This window comes from Microlunatus kandeliicorticis, from assembly GCF_014137855.1.
In the GTDB taxonomy this organism is placed as follows: Bacteria; Actinomycetota; Actinomycetes; order Propionibacteriales; family Propionibacteriaceae; genus Microlunatus; species Microlunatus kandeliicorticis.
Map to the genome: position 1 here is coordinate 233,445 of NZ_JACGWT010000001.1, position 17,595 is coordinate 251,039.

Below are 17,595 nucleotides of genomic sequence, written 5' to 3' on the forward strand. Positions count from 1 at the left end.
CGATGGCCGCCACCACGACGACCCCGGTCCGTCCGACCCGTGCGCGGGCCGGACGCCGGCCGCTGCCGCCGGGGGTGCTGCCGCTCGGAGCCGGCTCCGGCCTGGGCCTCGGGCTGGTCACGCTCTACCTGAGCATCCTGGTGCTGCTGCCGTTGATCGCGGTGGTGATCACCTCGACCGAGGGCGGGGTCGCCGGCTTCGTCGACACCCTGACCAACCCCGCCGTCAGCTCCGCGATCGTGCTCACCGTGCTGTCCGCGCTGGCCGCCACCGCGGTCAACGTGGTGGCCGGGACGCTGGTGGCCTGGGTGCTGGTGCGGGACCGCTTCGTCGGCCGTCGGCTGCTCAGCCTGGTGATCGACATCCCGTTCGCGCTGCCGACGATCGTCGCTGGGCTGGTGCTGATCGCGCTCTACGGTATCGACAGCCCGATCGGCATCACCCTGGCCCAGACCCGGGCGGCGATCTTCGTCGCGCTGCTCTTCGTCACGCTGCCCTTCGTGGTGCGAGCGGTGCAGCCGGTGCTCGAGGAGCTCGACCCCGACGTCGAGCAGGCCGGGGCCTCGCTGGGGGCCGGCCGGCTGGCGATCTTCGTCCGGCTGGTGCTGCCCAACCTGGTGCCCGCCATCGCGGCCGGCGCGGCGCTGTCCTTCGCCCGCAGCCTGGGGGAGTACGGCTCGGTGACGCTGATCTCCGGGAGCCTGCCGCGACGGACCGAGGTCGCCTCGGCCCGGATGCTCTCGCAGATCGAGAACGACAACCTGACCGGGGCGTCCGTGGTCGCGGTGGTGCTGCTGGTGATCGCGCTGATCGTGATCGTCGGGCTCAACCTGGTGCAACGACGGGCGGCCCGCCGTGGCTGAGCGCACCCGCGAGGACGTCCTCGACGACCTCGACCGCGTCGACCGGATCGACGGCGCGGGATCGTCCGGTCCGGACCAGCCGGGGGAGCCGGACGGCAGCGTCGGAGGACCGACGCCGCGTCCCGGGCGGACCCGTCCGCCGCGACCGGCCGGCTCCGGCCCGGTGCGCTGGACGTTGCGGCTGGTGGCGATCGGTTACGTGGTGGTGCTGGTGCTGCTGCCGCTGGCGGTGATGCTGGTCCGGGTGTTCGGCGACGGGCTCGGGGCCTTCGTGGCCTCGGTCACCGCACCCGAGGCGGTCACCTCGATCATCCTGTCGGTCGAGGTGGCGGTGCAGTCGGTGGTGATCAACACCGTGTTCGGGCTGGCCGCCGCGTTGTTGATCACCCGCTACCGGTTCTGGGGGCGGTCGGCGCTGAACGCGCTGATCGACGTCCCGGTGTCCGTGTCGCCGGTGATCGCCGGTCTGGCCCTGATCCTGGTCTACGGGCAGAACGGCTGGTTCGGCGGCGCACTGGCCGCGGTCGGCGTCCAGGTGATCTACAACGCCCCCGGCATCGTGCTCGCGACGTCGTTCGTCACGTTGCCGCTGGTGGTGCGCGAGCTGGTGCCGGTGCTGGAGGAGATCGGGCTCGAGCAGGACCAGGCCGGCCGAGCGCTCGGGGCCAACGCCTGGCAGCGGCTGTGGCGGCTCACGCTGCCGAGCGTCCGCTGGGCGCTGGCCTACGGCGTGGTGCTGAGCCTGGCCCGCGCGCTCGGCGAGTACGGCGCGGTCCGGGTGGTGGCCGGCAACATCTTGGGCTACACCCAGACCATGCCGCTGCTGGCGGCGCAGCGCTACACCGACCTGGACGAGAACGGCGCCTTCGCCATCAGCTTCGTGATGGTGGCGATCGCCGTGCTGAGCATCGTGGTGGTCGCGATCCTGCGGCCCAAGGAGGAGTCGTAGGGATGGCGGACGCACAGCGCGCGGCGGGGATCCGCGCCGACGGGATCAGCAAGCGGTTCGGCGACTTCGTCGCACTCGACGACGTCGACCTGGCGGTGCCGAGCGGCCGGCTGACCGCACTGCTCGGGCCGAGCGGGGGCGGCAAGTCGACGCTGCTGCGGATCATCGCCGGGCTCGACACCGCCGACACCGGCACCGTGGTGATCGACGGCCAGGACGCCACCCGACTGCCGCCGCAGCGTCGTGAGGTCGGGTTCGTCTTCCAGCACTACGCCGCGTTCAAGCACCTCAGCGTGTTCCGCAACGTGGCCTTCGGGCTCGAGGTGCGGCGCCGGCCCAAGGCCGAGATCCGGGCCCGGGTGCACGAGCTGCTCGAGCTGGTGCACCTGACCCAGTTCGCCGACCGGTTGCCCGCGCAGCTCTCCGGCGGGCAGCGGCAGCGGATGGCGCTGGCCCGCGCGCTGGCCGCCGAACCCAAGGTGCTGCTGCTCGACGAGCCGTTCGGCGCGCTCGACGCCAAGGTGCGCAAGGAGCTCCGCGACTGGCTCCGCCGGCTGCACGACGAGGTGCACGTGACCACGGTCTTCGTCACCCACGACCAGGAGGAGGCGCTCGAGGTCTCCGACGAGATCGTGGTGATCAACCACGGTCGAGTCGAGCAGGTCGGCAGCCCCAACGACCTCTACGACCGCCCGGCCAACGAGTTCGTGATGGAGTTCCTCGGCCCGACCACCCGGCTCGACGGCCGGCTGCTCCGCCCGCACGACATCGACGTCTTCGCCGACGCGGCGCCGGGCACCGTGCCCGCGGTGGTCCAGCGGCTGCAGCGCGTCGGCTTCGAGGTGCGGGCCGATCTCAGGCGGACCGACGGCGACCAGCAGACCTTCTGGGTCCAGCTCACCCCCGGCCAGGTCGAGACCCTCGACCTCGCCGTCGACACCCCGGTCTGGGTCCGCCCGGCCCGACGCGCCGCGGTGATCGAACCCGCCCTGACCTGAGGCGCCGCGAGGAACGCCATCGACGTTCCCTGAGCCTGTCGAAGGGGCGGAGCGGCGCTTCGACAGGCTCAGCGCGCGTGCGACGGGCTCAGCGCGCGTGCGACGGGCTCAGCGCGCGGACGCCACGTTCCCTGAGCCTGTCGAAGGGAGAGCGGCGCTTCGACAGGCTCAGCGCGCGTGCGACGAGGTCGCCGCAGAAGGGCTCAGCGGGTGCCGGTGATGATCACCGTGGGGAGGGTGATGGTGGCGCCGGTGGCGGTGCAGGTGGCCGAACCGGTGGTGCCGGTGGGGACGATCCGGTCGGCGATCTGACGGGCGCTCGAGGTCCGGTCGACGCCGAAGCCCTTGAGCCGGGCGCTGCCGGTGGCGTCAGTAACCGTCATGGTGAGGTCGTCCGGGCTGCCGGAGTAGTCCCCGGTGATCGTCCCGTCGAAGGTCAGGTCGACGGTGCCGGGGCCGACGTCGAGCTTCATCGCCGAGGCGCCGTCGGAGTCGAGGGTCCAGCGTCCGTCGGTGAAGGCCAGGGTGAGGTCGCCGCCGGTCCCGGTGCCCAGTGCGGACGCCGATCCCTGCCCCTCCAGCCGGGTGATCGTGTACCGGCCGTCGGGGCAGCGGTCGCTCGCCGTCGGGCTCGCAGCGGCGCTGGTCGCGCTGCTGGCCGGGGCCGGCACCGGGCTGGGCGGGCTCGACGGCGACCCGGTGCACCCGGCGGTGAACGCCGTCAGCAGCACCGTCGCGGCCGCAGGCACCCCGCCGACCACACCCCACCGTCGTCCCGACACCATGGTGCGGATCTCCCCCCGATCGTCCGTCCGAGGTGATCACTCTAGGTGGGCGTTCCTGTGCGTGATCATCACCGGCGGCTCGGGACGCGGCGCCCGGCTCAGGCCCGGGCCTCGCGGGCCACCCGTTCGAGCCGGTCGCGGTAGCCGGCCCACCAGTCGGCGTCCCCGCCGGGGAGGTTGGCGTTGCCCTGCTGCATCCCCGCCGCACCGTCGACCAGCTCGCGCACCAGGTCGGCCTGGCCGGCGTGCCGGTGGGTCTCGGCGATCATGTGGGTGAGGATCTGCAGCAGGGTCACCGTGGACCGCTCCGGCGGCCACCACGGGACGGTGCCGGTGGCGTCCAGCGCGAGCGCCTCGATCGTCGCGTCGGCGTGTGCGGCGACCCGACGGTAGAGCCCGGTGACCTGCTCGGCGGTCTCGTCGGCGGTCGCCCACATGTCGGCGTTGTCCTCGGCGTCGTCGTCCATCCAGGGCATCGGCTCGGGGAACGGCCGGCCGAAGCAGTCGCCGAAGTAGCCGGCCTCGGTGCTCGCCGCGTGCTTGACCAGCCCGAGCAGGTTGGTCCCGGTCGGCACCAGCGGGCGGCGCTGGTCGTACGGCGACAGCCCCTCGACCTTCCACAACAGCGCGTCCCGCCCGCGCCGCAGGTAGCCGTGCAGGTGCTGCTTGGCCGCCGCGGCCGCCGCCTCGTCCAGACCGGTCATCGCCCCATGCTGGCAGACCCCGCCGAGGCCGACGAGCCCTCACCGGCCGGTCGCCCGTCCCGGTCGACCAGCGGCAGCCGGTAGTCGACGGTCTCGGGATAGATCAGCCCGCTGCCGGTGTTGAGCACCACCACGCGCTCGGAGCCGTCGAGCCAGCCGTCGGCGCGGAGCCGACGCACCGCGGCCAGGCAGGCGCCGCCCTCGGGACAGACGAACAGCCCCTCGGCCGCCGTCACCGCCCGTTCCTCGGCCAGCAGGTCGGCGTCGCCCACCGCCACCGCGGTGCCGCCGGTCTCGCGGACCGCGGTGAGCATCAGCCGGTCGCCCAGCGCGGTGGGCACGTTGATCCCGAACGCGACGCTCGGGGTGACCTCGACCGGCTCGGCGTGGTCGAGCCCCGCCTCGTACGCCGCGACGATCGGCGCGCAGCCCGCAGCCTGGACCGCAACCAGCCGGGGCAGCGGCCCCTCGACCCAGCCGAGCATGACCAGCTCCTGCAGCGCCTTGTGGATGCCGATCAGCCCGACGCCGCCGCCGGCCGGGTAGACGATCACCTCGGGCAGCCGCCAGCCGAGCTGCTCGGCGATCTCGTAGCCCATGGTCTTCTTGCCCTCGATCCGGTACGGCTCGCGCAGCGTCGAGACGTCCTGCCAGCCGGCGAACCGCTCGGGCTCGGCGGCCATCCGCTCGCGGACCAGCCGCCCGGCGTCGTTGATTAGGCCGTCGACCAGCACCACGTCGGCGCCGGCGGCCACCGCCTCGCGCCGGCAGACGTCCGGCGCACCCACCGGCATCATGATCATCGACGCCAGCCCGGCCCGCGCCGCGTAGAGCGCCCAGGCCGCGCCGGCGTTCCCGTTGCTGGGCATGGCGATGCCGCCGACGCCGAGCTCGCGGGCCCGGGACACCCCGACCGCCGCGCCCCGCGCCTTGAACGACGCCGTGGGCAGCGCGCCCTCGTCCTTGATCATCAGCCCGGGGACGCTGATCGCCGCGCCGTACCGAGCGGCCGGCAGCAACGGCGTCCAGCCCTCCCCGAGGGTGGTCACGTGCGCGGGGCCACGGACCGGGAGCACCTCGTGGTAGCGCCACAGGTCGGCCGGCCGGGCGGCCAGCGCGTCCCGGTCGACGGTGGCCCGGACGTGGTCGAGGTCGTAGCGGACCAGCAGCGGGGCACCCGTCGGGCTCAGCCCGGCGACGACGTCGGCGTCCTGGCGGGTGCCGGTGCGCGAGCACTCGAGGTGGCTGAGGGCGGAGAAGTCGTTCACCGGGTCAGTCAACCGTCCCGCTCCGACCCGGTCGCGGCCGGTCCGTCACCGACCGGACGCCACTCGCGGAGGAAGGCCAGCACCCGTTCCGCGGGCATCTCGCACGGACGGAGCAGGTCCCCGGCCCGGGTCCGGTAGACGTTGGTGGACACCAGACCGTCGCCGCCGAGCTCCTCGGCCACCACAGCGACCGCACCGCCGCCGGCGGCGTCGGTGCGGCGCATCCCGTACCGGCGTCCGCGCCAGACCACCGCTGTCCACCCCGTCGGCACCCGCGCGAGCAGCGCAGCCAGCCCGTCGTCGGCGTCCTCGCTCATCGGGTGATCACCCGAGCCAGTCTGCAGCGCGCGCATACATTGGCGGGCATGACCACCCGCCGCTGGCTGCTGACCGCGGGGGCCGCGGCCGCGCTGGTCGGCGGTCCGCTGGCCTTCGGTGCCCGGCCGGTGCGCGCGCCCGCCGTCTCGGCGCCCGAGCTGGCCCGACGGATCCGCGGCACCGCAGGACTCGGCTGGTCGGGTCTGGTCGAGACCACCGGCGGGCTCCGGGTCCCGGCCGCCGCCACCTTCGCCAACCTCGGTCCGCTGCTCGGCAGCGACCAGCGGTTGCGGGCCTGGTGGCGCGGGGCGACCGACTGGCGGATCGACCGGATCACCGGCAGCGGCGAGACCGACCTGGTCCGGCACCACGACCTCCAGCTGCGCTGGACGTTCGGTTCGCAGCGCGCGGTCTTCACCCCGGTCTCGGCGCTCCGGCTGCCCGACGTCTCCGACCTGCTCCCGCCGACGCTCGGACGGCGCCTGCTGGCCGGCGCCCGCGACGCCGAGCTGACCGCGCTACCCTCCGCCCGCGTCGCCGGAGTGGCCGCCGCCGGGCTCCGGCTGGTGCCCCAGCAGGAGGGCGGGACGATCCGCCGGGTCGACCTCTGGGCCGACCCGGCGACCGGGACGGTGCTGCGGCTCGCGGTGCACGCGACCGATCCGGACCGGCCGGTGCTGACCACCGGGTTCACCGAGGTCGACCTGGCCGTCCCACCAGCCGAGCGGACCCAGTTCGTCCCGGCCGAGGGCATGCGGGTCAGCGTCGACCAGTCCGTCGACGCGGCCGCCGAGGCCAACGCGCTCACCGGCGTCCGGCTGCCCGCCAGCCTGGCCGGGTTGCCGCTGCGGACCGCGGCCGACGGCCGGCTCGGGGTCTACGGCCGTGGACCGACGTCGATCTTCCTGCTCCCGCTGCGCGCCACGGTGGCCCGGCCGTTGCGGCTCCAGCTGCGCCGCACCGGTGCCCGCCGCGACCCGGCCGGGACGCTCGGCCGGACCGGCCCGATCGGGCTGCTGCTCACCGGCTGGCGGCGTCCGACCTCCGGCACCCCGGGGTCGAGCGCCGGCTACGGCGGGGTCCCGGGCGGCGGGTTCGGCTCGGGCTACCTGCTCACCGGGACGGTGACCGACCCGCTGCTCCGCCGGGCGGCCGGTGGGCTGGTGTTCGGCTCGTGATCCGCACCCGGGGGCTGACCAAGCAGTACGGCGCCGTCCGCGCGGTCGACGGCGTCGGTCTGGACGTCCGCGAGGGCGACGTCTACGGCTTCCTCGGCGCCAACGGCTCGGGCAAGACCACCACGGTCCGGATGCTGCTCGGGCTGGTGCTCCCCACCTCGGGGGCGATGGAGGTGCTGGGCTCGTCGATGCCCGCGGCCCGCGCCCAGGTGCTGCCCCGGGTGGGCGCTCTGGTCGAGGGGCCGGGGGCGCACGCGCACCTCTCGGGCCGGACCAATCTCGACCTGCTCGACCGGGCCGGTCGCGACCGGCTGGCCACCGGGGCCCGGGCCGAGCGGATCACCGAGGTGCTGGCCGAGGTCGGGCTCGACCCGGCCGACCGGCGTCCGGTCCGGACCTACTCGCTCGGGATGCGGCAGCGGCTCGGGCTGGCCGCCGCGCTGCTCCGGCGCCCGGCGCTGCTGGTGCTCGACGAGCCGACCAACGGGCTCGACCCGCAGGGCATCGGCGAGATCCGCGACCTGCTGCTCCGGCTCAACGCCGCGGGCACCACCGTCTTCCTGTCCAGCCACCTGCTCGCCGAGGTCGAGCAGCTGTGCACCCGGGTCGGGGTGATCGACCGCGGCCGACTGGTCCTGCAGGAGCCGCTCGAGGGCCTGCTGACCCCGCCGGGGGTGGTCGCGGTGAGCACCCCGGAGACCGGGCGGGCCGCGTCGCTGCTCGGGCGTCGGGTGCTCGGCGCCGAGCCCGGCCGGCTGCTGGTGGAGTCCTGGGACCCGGCGGCGCTCAACGCCGAGCTGGTCGGCGCCGGGGTGCCGGTCACCGCGTTCGGACCCTGGCGCCGCGAGCTCGAGCAGGTGGTGCGGGAGGCGACCGCGGTGCGCCGCGATCCCGTGCTGCCGGACCCGCCCGAGGACGCGGCCCCGGCCGGCACCCGCGAGTACCTGAGCACCCGACCATGATCACGTTGCTCCAGGTCGAGCTGATCAAGCTGTTCCGCCGGCCGCGGACCTGGGTGATCATCGCGATGCTGCTCGCGCTGCCCACCCTGGTCGCGGTGCTGCTGGCGATCACCGGGATCGCGCCCGGGCCGGGGGAGGGGCCGCCGTTCCTGTCCGCGGTGCTCAGCGACGGCACGCTGTTCCCGCTGGCCGCGCTCGGCGTGGTGCTGCCGCTGTTCCTGCCGATCGCGGTGGCGGTGCTCGGTGGCGACGCGATCGCCGGCGAGGCCCAGGCGGGCACCCTGCGCTATCTGCTGATCCGGCCGGTCGGCCGGGCCCAGCTGCTGGTCGCCAAGCTGGTCACGGTGGTGGTCTTCGTGGTCGTCGCGGTGGCGGTGGTGGCGGCGGTCACCGCGCTCGAGGGCCGGCTGCTGCTCGGCCAGGCCCCGCCGGGCGCCGGCGTGATCGGGCTCAGCGGCCAGTCGCTGGACCCGCAGGAGCTGGCCTGGCGGACGGCGCTGGCGCTCGCCTACGTGGTGGTGTGCATGCTCGGTGTCGCCGCCGTCGCGGTGTTCTTCTCCACCGTCACCGGCTCGTCGGTCGGGGCCGCGCTGGCCACCATCGGGGTGCTGATCGCCTCCACCGTGCTGCTCGGGCTGGACGCCGCCGCCGCGCTGCACCCCTATCTGCCGACCCGCTACTGGCTGGCCTTCGTCGACCTGTTCCGCGAGCCGATCCTGTGGCGCGACGTGGTCCGCGGCTTCCAGGTGCAGCTCGGCTACCTGGTTGTGTTCGGGCTGGCCGCCTGGGCCAGCTTCGGCACCAAGGACGTCGTCGACTGAGGCCGGCGCGGCCGTCCGGGCGAGCCGGACTCAGCCGGACTCAGCCGGACTCAGCAGCGGACGACGGTGGGGGCGCTCGGCGGCCCGACCCCGAGCGCGGACCGGACCAGCGCCCGGGTGACCGGGTCGTCCGGCAGCCCGGCGTGCGTCGTCCGGGCCGCCGGGCAGACCTGCTGGACGACCACGTTGAGCGCGCCGTCGAGCGCGGCGCTGTCCACCGGGGTCACCACCTGGTCGGCGGTCGAGCGCAGCGTCACCCAGACCGGCCCGGGCGGGGTCTCACCGTCGGCGGCCAGCCGCCGCAGGAGCGGGCTGTCGGGGACCAGCTGCTCACAGGCCGTCGGACAGCCGCCGCCGAGCTCGCCGGCGAGCTGGGCCTGGGTGGTGCCGTGCTGGGGCGCGCCGAGCGACACCACCCGGCGGGCCAGCCGGTGGCCGGTGCCGTCGGCGACCCAGAGCCGGGCGACCACGCCGCCGGCCGAGTAGCCGACCACGTCCACCGACGGAGCGCCGGTGCGGTCCAGCACCGACGCGGCGAACCGCCCGAGCGCGTCGGCCTGCGCGGACAGGTCACCCGTGCCGTCGCCGACCTCGGGGACCACCAGCGCGTCGCGTCCGGTGCCACGCAGCTCGGCGGCCAGCCCCTGCAGCGAGGCGCCGGTGCCGCCGTACCCGGGGACCAGCAGCACCGGACCGGGCCGGTCCTGCGGCGCCGTGCGGCTCTCGCGGACCGTTCGGACCACCACCGCCGTCCCCACCGCGAGCACCAGAGCGACTGCGAGTGCGAGCAGCCCGAGCCCCAGCCGGCGACGCGGCGGTGATAGCGCCTCGAACATCGGTCTCCTCGGACGGCGAGCGGGGTCTCCAGCCTGACCGGTCGCTCCAACCCGACCGCGTCGGGGATCCGACCGGGTCCACGCGGCCGGATCCCCGACGCGCCGACCGGAGGCGATGCGCAACCGTCACCCGCCGGGCCTGGTCGGGACCCGTCGCCGGTCCGTACGATCCGAAGCCTCACCCCCCGGAGGCCCGATGACGCCGCACGCTCGTCCGCCCGCTGCCCGTTCCCGCGTCCGCGCCGCGCTCGCGGTCGGAGCCCTGACGCTGCTGGTCGCGAGCGCGCTGGCGGTGCCGGCCGCACCACCGGCCGGCGCCGCGACCCCGCCGCCGATCGTGACGACGACCAACCCCACCGTGGTGGCCGGCCGGCCGATGGAGGTGTTCGTCGGCTTCTTCCCGACCGACCACCTGGTCCGCACCTACCTCGGGGTCACCCCGCTGGCCGAGCTGAGGACGGGGTCGAGCGGGAGCGCCGAGACCTACGTGCCGGTCCCGGTCGGGCTGATCGCGGGACCGACCCAGCTGGTGGCCACCGACGCGCTGACCGGACTCACCGTGACGACGCCGGTGACCGTCCGCACCGACTGGCAGCAGCAGGGCTCCGATCCGGGCCACGCCGGCTCGAACCCCGGCCAACAGCTGTTGACCCCCTCGACGGTCGGCCAGGCGGTCACCCGCTGGCAGGTCACCGATCCCGGTCCCGACGAGATCCCGAGTCAGCCGGTGGTCACCCTCGACTCCCGCGGAGCCAGCCGGGTGCTGGTGCTGCGCGGGGCGAGACTGACCGCCAGCCGCACCACCGACGGTGGCACGGTCTGGGAGCGGACCTTCACCGGATCCGGCTACGGCACGGACTTCGCGGCCGGCCCGGACGGCTTCGGCTACGTCGTCCGCGGCGGCTCGGTGTCCCGGATCGACCTGTTCGACGGCTCCACGGTGTGGACCAAGGACCTCGGTCTCGGTGCGTCGGTCTCCGCGCAGAGCCTCACCTGGGCGTCCCGCATCGAGGGCGCCGTCGTGGTGACCGCGAACACCGTGCCGGCCGACCCCGCCGTCGCCGGCACCGGGCTGGTCGCCTGCTACGACGCGGTCAGCGGCCGGCTGCTGTGGGCGTTCCGGACCGGCGTCCCGGTGACCGAGGCCGCGGTCCAGGACGGCAGCGGCCCCCCGGCCCGGGTCTTCGTCGGCACCACCACCGGCAAGGTGTTCGCGCTCTCGCTCACCGACTCCGCGTTGCTGTGGTCGGTGCAGACCGGCGCGCAGCGACTCGGCCGGCCGTCCTACGCCGACGGCACCGTGGTCTTCGCGGCGACCACCGTCTTCGGACCGAACCCGTCCGGACCGGTCGGTGCCTACGCGTTCACCGCCGACCGCGGTCGCGCGCTGTGGCATTACGACACCGGCTACGGCGTCGGCACGGCGACCCGGGCCGCGATCGCGGGCGGCACCGCCTACCTCGGCTTCACCGAGTCGGGCTATTACCCGGAGCGGGCGGAGATCCGTGCCGTCGACCTGGCCACCGGGAGCACCCGCTGGGTCACCCCGGCCCCGTTCCAGACCGCCTGGGAGCGGGGGATGAGCGATCCCGCGGTCGCCGGCGGCGTCGTCTACCTCGGGTCCTGCGGCCCCAACCACCTGTTCCTGGGGTACGCCGCCGCCTCCGGCACGAAGCTGCTCGACCTCGCGCAGAACTGCGGCAGCGGGGCGCCGGCCAACCAGCGGCTCTACCTGGCCGACCAGCTGCGGTCGACCGCCCTCGGGCTGCGCACCGAGGTCGCCCCGCTGGCCGTGCTCAACGACAGCGTGACCGGGACCGGGGCCGAGCAGATCGACTACTCGGGGGGCTGGCGGGTCGGGCACACCGCCGGCGAGTACCGCGGCGACGACCACTACAGCTACACCATGGACGCGACGGCGACCGTGCGGTTCACCGGCACCGGCGTCCGCTGGTGGTACACCGAGCAGCGCGACCACGGGATCGCCGCGGTGAGCATCGACGGCGGCCCGGAGACGTTGGTCAACCAGCAGACCGCCTCGGGTACCGTCCTCGCCGCCTGGACCAGCCCGGTGCTCAGCCGGGGGCCGCACGTGCTCCGGGTCCGGGTCACCGGGACCAAGAGCAACGGTTCGACGTCGTCGGTGGTGACGCTGGACCGGGTCGACGTCGTCCGCTGACCCGGGAGGCCGGTCAGTCCAGGTGCGGCTGCCCGGTGGAGGCGGTGGTGCCGCCGTCGACGGCCAGCGTCGTCCCGGTGATGTAGCGCGCGTCCTCGCTGGCCAGGAACAGCACCGCCGGCGCGACGTCCTCGGGACGGCCCGGACGGCCGAGCGCGACCCGGTTGGTGAAGCGGGCCAGCAGCTGCTCGTCCTCGGCGATCCCCTCGGTGATCGGGGTGACTGTGAAGGCCGGCGCCACCGAGTTGAGCCGGACCCCGCGCGGACCGTAGTCGAGGGCCAGCGACTGGACCAGGTTCATGATCAGCGCCTTGGTCGCGTTGTAGACCGACTGGCCCCAGTCGCCGCGGAGCCCGGACACCGAGCCGACCACCACCACGTTGCCGCCGGTCCGCTCGAGCTCGGGCAGCGCCCGCTGCAGCAGGTGGACGAAGGCGTCCGCGTTCGCGCTGCGGATCCCGGTCCACTCCTCCCGGGTCACCTCGGTGAACGGCTTGGCCACGAACTGGGCGGCGTTGTTGACCAGCACGTCGAGCCGGCCGAACCGCTCGACCACCCGGTCGATCACCCCGGCCGCCTGGTCGGGGTCGGCCAGGTCCGCCCCGATCGCCAGCGTGGTGTCCGGGTCGGCCCCAGCCAGGGTCTCGTCCAGCGGCGCGGTCCGGCGCCCGGTGACCGCCACGGTCGCCCCGTTGTTGAGGAACGCCCGGGCGATGGCGCGGCCGATCCCGCTGCCGCCGCCCGTCACCAGCACGACCTTGCCGCCGAAGGGGTAGGAGTTGCTCGTCATGCCCGGGCCAACCGCGGCGGTCCGGACGGCATTCCCCCGGGCCGGACCGGCCGCCGGATCAGCCGGCGAGCCGCAGGTCGGTCAGCTGGTCGCGCTCGGCCTCGACCGCCGGACGCAGGGTGCGCGGCCGCGAGGACGCCCGCGAGGCGTAGGTGATCTGGGCCAGCACCCGCTCCTGCGTGGTGGCGAAGCCACCCTTGTGGATCCCCCGGGTGTCGGCGAAGACCACGGTGCCGAGGTCGCCGCGACCGACGGTGATCCGGTCGGCGCCGAAGTGCGCGGCCACGTCGTCGTCGCTCAGCCGGTAACCGATCCCGTCGAACTCGGCCGGCAGCTTCTGCTTGCGTCCGGCGCGGGTGTTGCTGCCGGTCACGTAGGACAGCGGGCCGGCGCCGTCGGGGACGTCGGAGAGGTAGACGAAGCACTTGACGATGTCGTGGTCCTCCGGCAGGTCGCGGTGCCAGCGCTGCGACTGCGTCGGGCCGCCGTCGACCGGGGTGTTGACCCAGATGTTGACGTCCTGGATCTGCAGCTCCATCCCGCTGTAGGCCTCGGCGATGCCGCGGACCTGGCTGTGCCGGGCGAAGCGGAGCAGCGCGTCCGAGGGCCGGACCGCGGGGCGGTCGCCGAGCAGCTCGGTGAGGAACGGCTTGGCCGGGTCGCGGGGCAGATCGGGCCGGGCCCGCAGCTCGGCGGTCTCGGCCCGCAGGTCCTCGAACAGCGCGCTGTCCCCGAGCAGGTCGATCACGTTGGTGATCGCGATCCCGTCGTGGGCCAGCGTGCGGTGCACCCGTGCCGCCTCCGGCGTGAGCACGGCGGGGCGCCGGTTGTAGCGACGGACCGGACCGGCGTTGAACAGGTAGCGGGCCACGTGCCGCTGGCTGCGGACCGCCCGCAGGCCCACCCGGGCGCCGCGTCGGGCCGTGCCCACCGCCTGCTCGAGCCGGCCGGGCGTGGACACGGCGGGGCTCCCGCCGTTCGTGCTGTGCGTGGTGGTCATGCATCCCCCTGAGACGGTTTCCCCAAGAAACGTCCGGCCGCGGGACGGTGCGTTCGGCCGACGTCGCGGGTGGGATCCGTCGGGGTCGTGGCGGGCGACCGGGACCGGTGCGCCCGGGCGACCTGGCCGCTCTGCCCGCCCCACCCGGTGAGGTCAGCCTAAGCAGGGCCCGTCGTGGTGTCCATTCCCCGGTCCGGCGGCCCGGCCCCGGAGAACGACGCACGCCCGACCGGTCGGTCGGGCGTGCGTCGGTGGAGGTGGAGCAAGGGGTGCTCCGGTCGGGGAGGTCAGGCGCGCCGGTAGTGGGCCACCCAGTCGATCGAGATGGCCGCGGACTTCGGGGTCTTCTTCGACAGGCACTGCCCGGTGGAGACCCGGCAGTCCTTGACCCCGGCCTGGATGCCGAGCCACATCGGCACCTTGGGGGAGTTCTTGGTCTTGACGGTGGCCCAGACCTTGCCGTCGATCGTGTACTGGATCTTGTTGGTGGACAGGATCACGCCGTAGGTGTGCCACTTGGTCATGTCGACGTCGTGCCGGAACCGCTGAATCTGCTTGTGGTTCTTGGCGGTGCCGTAGTGGACGGTCGACATGATCCGCGGGCCGCCCATGACGCCCTCGGCGAAGTCGACCTCGGGCGGCCAGGCGCCGCCCTTGGGGTAGAGCAGGAAGACGTAGCCGACGCCGTAGGCCCGGTCGAACTTGGCCTTGACCTGCCACATGCCCTGCTTGGCGGCGAAGCCGCGGCCCGAGGACATCCCGGCCGAGGTCCACTTGCCGTTGCTGTAGCGGGTGCGCATCTGCAGGATGCCGTTGTTCGCCTTGAGCGGCGACGGGGTGACGGTCGCGTTGTCGAGCATGTAGGTGCTCTTGGTGCCCTGCGGGATGCCGCCCATGTAGCGGCCCCAGACGTTGGTGTTGAGCGGGCCGTTGAAGTTCTCGACGAAGTCGGCCTTCCAGCCCTTCTGCGTGCGGGGCGCACTGGGCATCCAGGTGCCGGCCTCGGTGAACAGCTTGGCGGTCGCGGCGCGGGCCTTGGCCTGCGCGGCCCGGTCCGCGGCGGTGGACGCGGCGGCGGCGCTCGAGCTGGTGGTGGTCGGGGTGACGCTGGCCTCGGCGGGAGCGGTGGCGAAGCCGGCGTAGGCGGCGGTCGGGAGGGCGGCGGCCAGAGCGAGGCCGGTGAGCCGACGGGCGGCGCGGGCGGAAGTCGCGTTGATCATGGCGGGGGGCTCCACGGAATCGGGGTGGTGTGCAGGAAGGTGGTCTTCGCCCCCGCGAATCGATGTCGCTCCCCTGAGCTGACACCGGAAATCCTCGCAGCGGCTCCGGCGGGGGCCAAGGGCGCGGTGTGCACGGCGATCGGCATTCCGTGCACAGCTCAGAGGGCTCCCGCCGCCGGGGGTCCCGGCGGACGACGGAGCCCGCGCCGCCGGCAGCTGGGCCGGTGGCGCGGGCTCCGGGTCGGGCTCGCTGGGTGTGCGTTCGGTTGTGGGGTTCTGTTGTGGGATGCGGTTGTGGGATGCGGTTGTGGGATGCGGTTGTGGCAGCGCGGTGGTGCAGGTGACCGGGGTCAGGACTGCTTGTAGTGGGCGATCCAGTCGATCGAGATGGCCGAGTCCTTGGGGGTGTCGGGGGAGAGGCACTCGCCGGTGGTGATGGCGCAGTCCTTGACGCCGGACTGGACGCCGAGCCACATCGGCACCTTCGGGACGTGCGGGGTGGTGACGGTGGCCCAGGTGCGGCCGTCGATCGTGTACTCGATGGTGTTGTCGCCGAGGATGACGCCGTAGGTGTGCCACTTGGTCATGTCGACGTTGTGCAGCCAGCGCTGGATCTGGTAGTTCTTCGGGTCGTAGTGGACGGTGGCCATGATCGACTTGCCGCCGGCGGTGCCCTCGGCAAAGTCGACCTCGGGCGGCCAGGCGCCACCCTTGGGGTAGAGCAGGAACGCGTAGCCGACGCCGTAGGCGCGGTCGAACTTGGCCTTGACGACCCACTTGCCGCCGGTGGCGGCGAAGCCGCGGCCCGAGGACATCCCGGCCGAGGTCCAGCGGCCGTTCTCGTACTTGGTGTGCAGCTGGAGGATGCCGCTGCCCGGGGCGCTGGGCGAGGGGGTGACGGTGGCGTTGTCGAGCATGTAGGTGGCGTGGCTGCCGTGCGGGGCGCCACCCATGTAGCGGCCCCAGGTCTTGACGTCGAGCGGGGCGTCGAAGTTGTCGACGAAGTCGGCGGTCCAGCCGCCGGTGCTCTTCGGCGCCTTGGGCATGTAGGACCCGGCGCTGGTGAACATCGCGGCGGTGCGGGCGGCCTGGGCGGCCTGGGCGGACTGGGCGCTCGAGCTGTTGGTGGTCGGGCCGGTGGCGGTCGGGCTGGTGCTGCCGCCGGCCGGGGCGTCGGCGCGGGCGGTGCCCGGGGTGAGGGTGCCGACGAGGGCCACCGGGATCAGGGTGGCGGCGGCGAGGCCGGCCAGCTTGCGGAGCCGGAACCGACGCTTCGGGTCGACGGCGGTGGGCGAGCTGGTGGTGGGGATCGAGGCGATCATGGGGGACTCCAGGCGAGAGACGTGCGGTCGGATGAGAGGTGGTCTTCGCCCCCGCGAATCTGGTCGCTCCCCAGAGCTGACGAGAAGAACTCTGCCAGCGCACCGGAGTCCGCGCGATGGCCTCAGGTGCACACCGCTCGGCAATCTGTGCACTCCCTGAGCCGGCCGGTCCCACGCCCGGAACGACGACGGCCCCGGCGCCGGGGCCGGGTCGGAGATGATCATGACGGGCGGCGCGGCCGCCCGGTGATCATGACGCGGGCGTGATGTTCTCGATCAGGAACATGTTGTCGTTGTAGTCGTAGTTGATCCCGTTGAGGTCCTCGGTGAAGAGGTAGCTGCCGGGGATCACGTTGCCGTCGGCGTCGCGCGCGACGAAGGCCCGGACGTGCTGGCCGCACTGGGCGGCGGTGCAGCCCGAGCTCCGGTCGATCGCGGAGTTGTTCAGCGTCGGGTCGGTGTACTCGCTGTCCAGCTTGAGCCCTGCCGTGCCCGACAGGGTGAAGGTGGCGGTGCCACGACCCCAGGCGGAGTTGCGCGGGAGCGCCGACTGGGCGTCCTGCGGCAGGCCGGCGAAGATCTTGTAGAGCGTGTTCGGGCTGCCCTTGGCGTACTTGCTCACGGTCAGCGTGGACGGGTAGCCCCGCCAGGCGCCGAGCTGGGTGATCCGGGCCGGCTGGCTCGGGTCGCGCTGCTTCCAGTAGGGCACCAGCACCTCGTCGCTGCTGAACGCCTGGTAGGCCCCGCGGCTGTACATGCTGGTCGGGGTCACCGTGGTGTAGCCGAAGTGGTGGATCAGGTCCGGGAAGGTCGGCTCGAGGTTGTGCTCGGAGTACTTCTGCCACCAGCCGGTCAGCCGCAGCGTGCTGGTCTGGGTGCTGCCGTTGCTCCAGCCGATGCTGGCGGTGCCGTCGTGCCAGGCGCCGCCGGTGGCGGTGAAGGCCACGGTGAAGCTGACCGACGCGCCGGTGGAGAGCGTGAACGGGAGCTTCCACGGCGAGGTGATCGCGAAGTCGGTGGTGGCGGTGGCCGAGCTCACGGTGAGCGGGGCGCTGCCGGTGTTCTTGAGGGTGATCGCGACCTGGTTGTGGAAGCGCTGGTAGCTGTCCGCGGGGGTCTGGATCTTGTTGAAGACGATCGCGTCGTTGCCCGGCAGCACGTCGGGGTTGGTGATGCTGAGCTGCCCGGTACCGGCCGCGGCGGCGGTCGGCGCGGTGACGGTGGCCCCGGCGACGGCCAGCGACGAGCCGAGCAGCGCGGCCGCGGCGAGGACGCCGGTCAGCCGCCGGCGGGCGGTGTGGAGGTGGGTCATGGTCTGCCTTTCGGGTGTCGCGCCACCGCCCACCCGGGAACGGGTCCCGGGTGGGCGGCGCACGTCGTGCTGGGGTGAGGGGGCTCGACG

At 73.8% G+C, this 17,595-nt stretch carries 17 protein-coding genes; 7 read left to right on the forward strand and 10 right to left on the reverse strand.

Going from position 1 to position 17,595, the window contains the following annotated elements; genetic code table 11:
• The first annotated feature begins 2 nt into the window (after positions 1-2).
• Genes cysT through FHX74_RS01120 form a run of 3 tightly spaced genes read left to right on the forward strand, consistent with a single transcriptional unit; the run spans position 3 to position 2,810 of the window.
• Entirely contained in the window at positions 3-863 is an 861-nt protein-coding gene (gene cysT / locus FHX74_RS01110) for a sulfate ABC transporter permease subunit CysT (RefSeq protein ID WP_182558252.1), read from the forward strand.
• Positions 856-1,812 (forward strand): sulfate ABC transporter permease, encoded by a 957-nt coding sequence (locus tag FHX74_RS01115; RefSeq protein WP_328823556.1) that lies wholly within the window; start codon positions 856-858, stop codon positions 1,810-1,812. Before cysT ends, FHX74_RS01115 begins: the two co-directional genes overlap by 8 nt.
• Before the next feature lie 2 nt (positions 1,813-1,814).
• Positions 1,815-2,810: a sulfate/molybdate ABC transporter ATP-binding protein gene (locus tag FHX74_RS01120; RefSeq protein ID WP_182558253.1), complete on the forward strand. Its 996-nt coding sequence runs from the start codon at positions 1,815-1,817 to the stop codon at positions 2,808-2,810.
• Positions 2,811-3,013: 203 nt separating this feature from the next.
• Here the strand turns inward: FHX74_RS01120 and FHX74_RS01125 are convergent, their stop codons facing one another.
• The 4 genes from FHX74_RS01125 to FHX74_RS01140 form a co-directional block, all read right to left on the reverse strand.
• On the reverse strand, positions 3,014-3,595 hold the full coding sequence (locus tag FHX74_RS01125) for a hypothetical protein (protein WP_182558254.1): 582 nt from the start codon (positions 3,593-3,595) through the stop codon (positions 3,014-3,016).
• A gap of 98 nt (positions 3,596-3,693) precedes the next feature.
• Positions 3,694-4,299 (reverse strand): DinB family protein, encoded by a 606-nt coding sequence (locus FHX74_RS01130; protein WP_182558255.1) that lies wholly within the window; start codon positions 4,297-4,299, stop codon positions 3,694-3,696.
• Positions 4,296-5,567: a threonine synthase gene (locus FHX74_RS01135; RefSeq protein WP_182558256.1), complete on the reverse strand. Its 1,272-nt coding sequence runs from the start codon at positions 5,565-5,567 to the stop codon at positions 4,296-4,298. The genes FHX74_RS01130 and FHX74_RS01135 overlap by 4 nt, the downstream gene beginning before the upstream one ends.
• An 8-nt stretch (positions 5,568-5,575) precedes the next feature.
• The gene (locus tag FHX74_RS01140) at positions 5,576-5,884 is read right to left on the reverse strand and encodes a peptide methionine sulfoxide reductase (RefSeq protein ID WP_182558257.1); all 309 of its coding nucleotides are present in this window, start codon (positions 5,882-5,884) and stop codon (positions 5,576-5,578) included.
• A 48-nt stretch (positions 5,885-5,932) separates the two neighbouring features.
• Between FHX74_RS01140 and FHX74_RS01145 the strand changes: the two genes are divergently transcribed.
• From FHX74_RS01145 to FHX74_RS01155, 3 genes are read left to right on the forward strand one after another with little or no spacing between them, the layout of a single operon-like run.
• Positions 5,933-7,063, forward strand: a complete 1,131-nt coding sequence (locus tag FHX74_RS01145) for a hypothetical protein (RefSeq protein WP_182558258.1) — start codon at positions 5,933-5,935, stop codon at positions 7,061-7,063.
• Positions 7,060-8,025, forward strand: coding sequence for an ABC transporter ATP-binding protein (locus FHX74_RS01150; RefSeq protein WP_182558259.1), 966 nt, complete (start codon positions 7,060-7,062; stop codon positions 8,023-8,025). Before FHX74_RS01145 ends, FHX74_RS01150 begins: the two co-directional genes overlap by 4 nt.
• Positions 8,022-8,846 (forward strand): ABC transporter permease, encoded by an 825-nt coding sequence (locus tag FHX74_RS01155; RefSeq protein ID WP_220483364.1) that lies wholly within the window; start codon positions 8,022-8,024, stop codon positions 8,844-8,846. Before FHX74_RS01150 ends, FHX74_RS01155 begins: the two co-directional genes overlap by 4 nt.
• 50 nt (positions 8,847-8,896) lie before the next feature.
• Here the strand turns inward: FHX74_RS01155 and FHX74_RS01160 are convergent, their stop codons facing one another.
• Entirely contained in the window at positions 8,897-9,682 is a 786-nt protein-coding gene (locus tag FHX74_RS01160; RefSeq protein ID WP_182558260.1) for an esterase/lipase family protein, read from the reverse strand.
• Between the two features lie 196 nt (positions 9,683-9,878).
• Here FHX74_RS01160 and FHX74_RS01165 point away from each other — a divergent pair, with 196 nt between their 5' ends.
• The gene (locus tag FHX74_RS01165; protein WP_182558261.1) at positions 9,879-11,861 is read left to right on the forward strand and encodes an outer membrane protein assembly factor BamB family protein; all 1,983 of its coding nucleotides are present in this window, start codon (positions 9,879-9,881) and stop codon (positions 11,859-11,861) included.
• Between the two features lie 13 nt (positions 11,862-11,874).
• Here the strand turns inward: FHX74_RS01165 and FHX74_RS01170 are convergent, their stop codons facing one another.
• The 5 genes from FHX74_RS01170 to FHX74_RS01190 form a co-directional block, all read right to left on the reverse strand.
• On the reverse strand, positions 11,875-12,651 hold the full coding sequence (locus tag FHX74_RS01170; RefSeq protein ID WP_182558262.1) for an SDR family NAD(P)-dependent oxidoreductase: 777 nt from the start codon (positions 12,649-12,651) through the stop codon (positions 11,875-11,877).
• 58 nt (positions 12,652-12,709) lie between these two features.
• The gene (locus FHX74_RS01175) at positions 12,710-13,651 is read right to left on the reverse strand and encodes a phytanoyl-CoA dioxygenase family protein (RefSeq protein ID WP_182558263.1); all 942 of its coding nucleotides are present in this window, start codon (positions 13,649-13,651) and stop codon (positions 12,710-12,712) included.
• 287 nt (positions 13,652-13,938) lie between these two features.
• Positions 13,939-14,871: a glycoside hydrolase family 16 protein gene (locus FHX74_RS01180; protein ID WP_182558264.1), complete on the reverse strand. Its 933-nt coding sequence runs from the start codon at positions 14,869-14,871 to the stop codon at positions 13,939-13,941.
• Positions 14,872-15,221: 350 nt separating this feature from the next.
• Positions 15,222-16,193, reverse strand: a complete 972-nt coding sequence (locus FHX74_RS01185) for a glycoside hydrolase family 16 protein (protein WP_182558265.1) — start codon at positions 16,191-16,193, stop codon at positions 15,222-15,224.
• Positions 16,194-16,443: 250 nt separating this feature from the next.
• Positions 16,444-17,505 carry a hypothetical protein gene (locus FHX74_RS01190; RefSeq protein ID WP_182558266.1) on the reverse strand — a complete coding sequence of 354 codons (1,062 nt, stop codon included), beginning with the start codon at positions 17,503-17,505 and terminating at the stop codon, positions 16,444-16,446.
• Positions 17,506-17,595 lie beyond the last annotated feature (90 nt).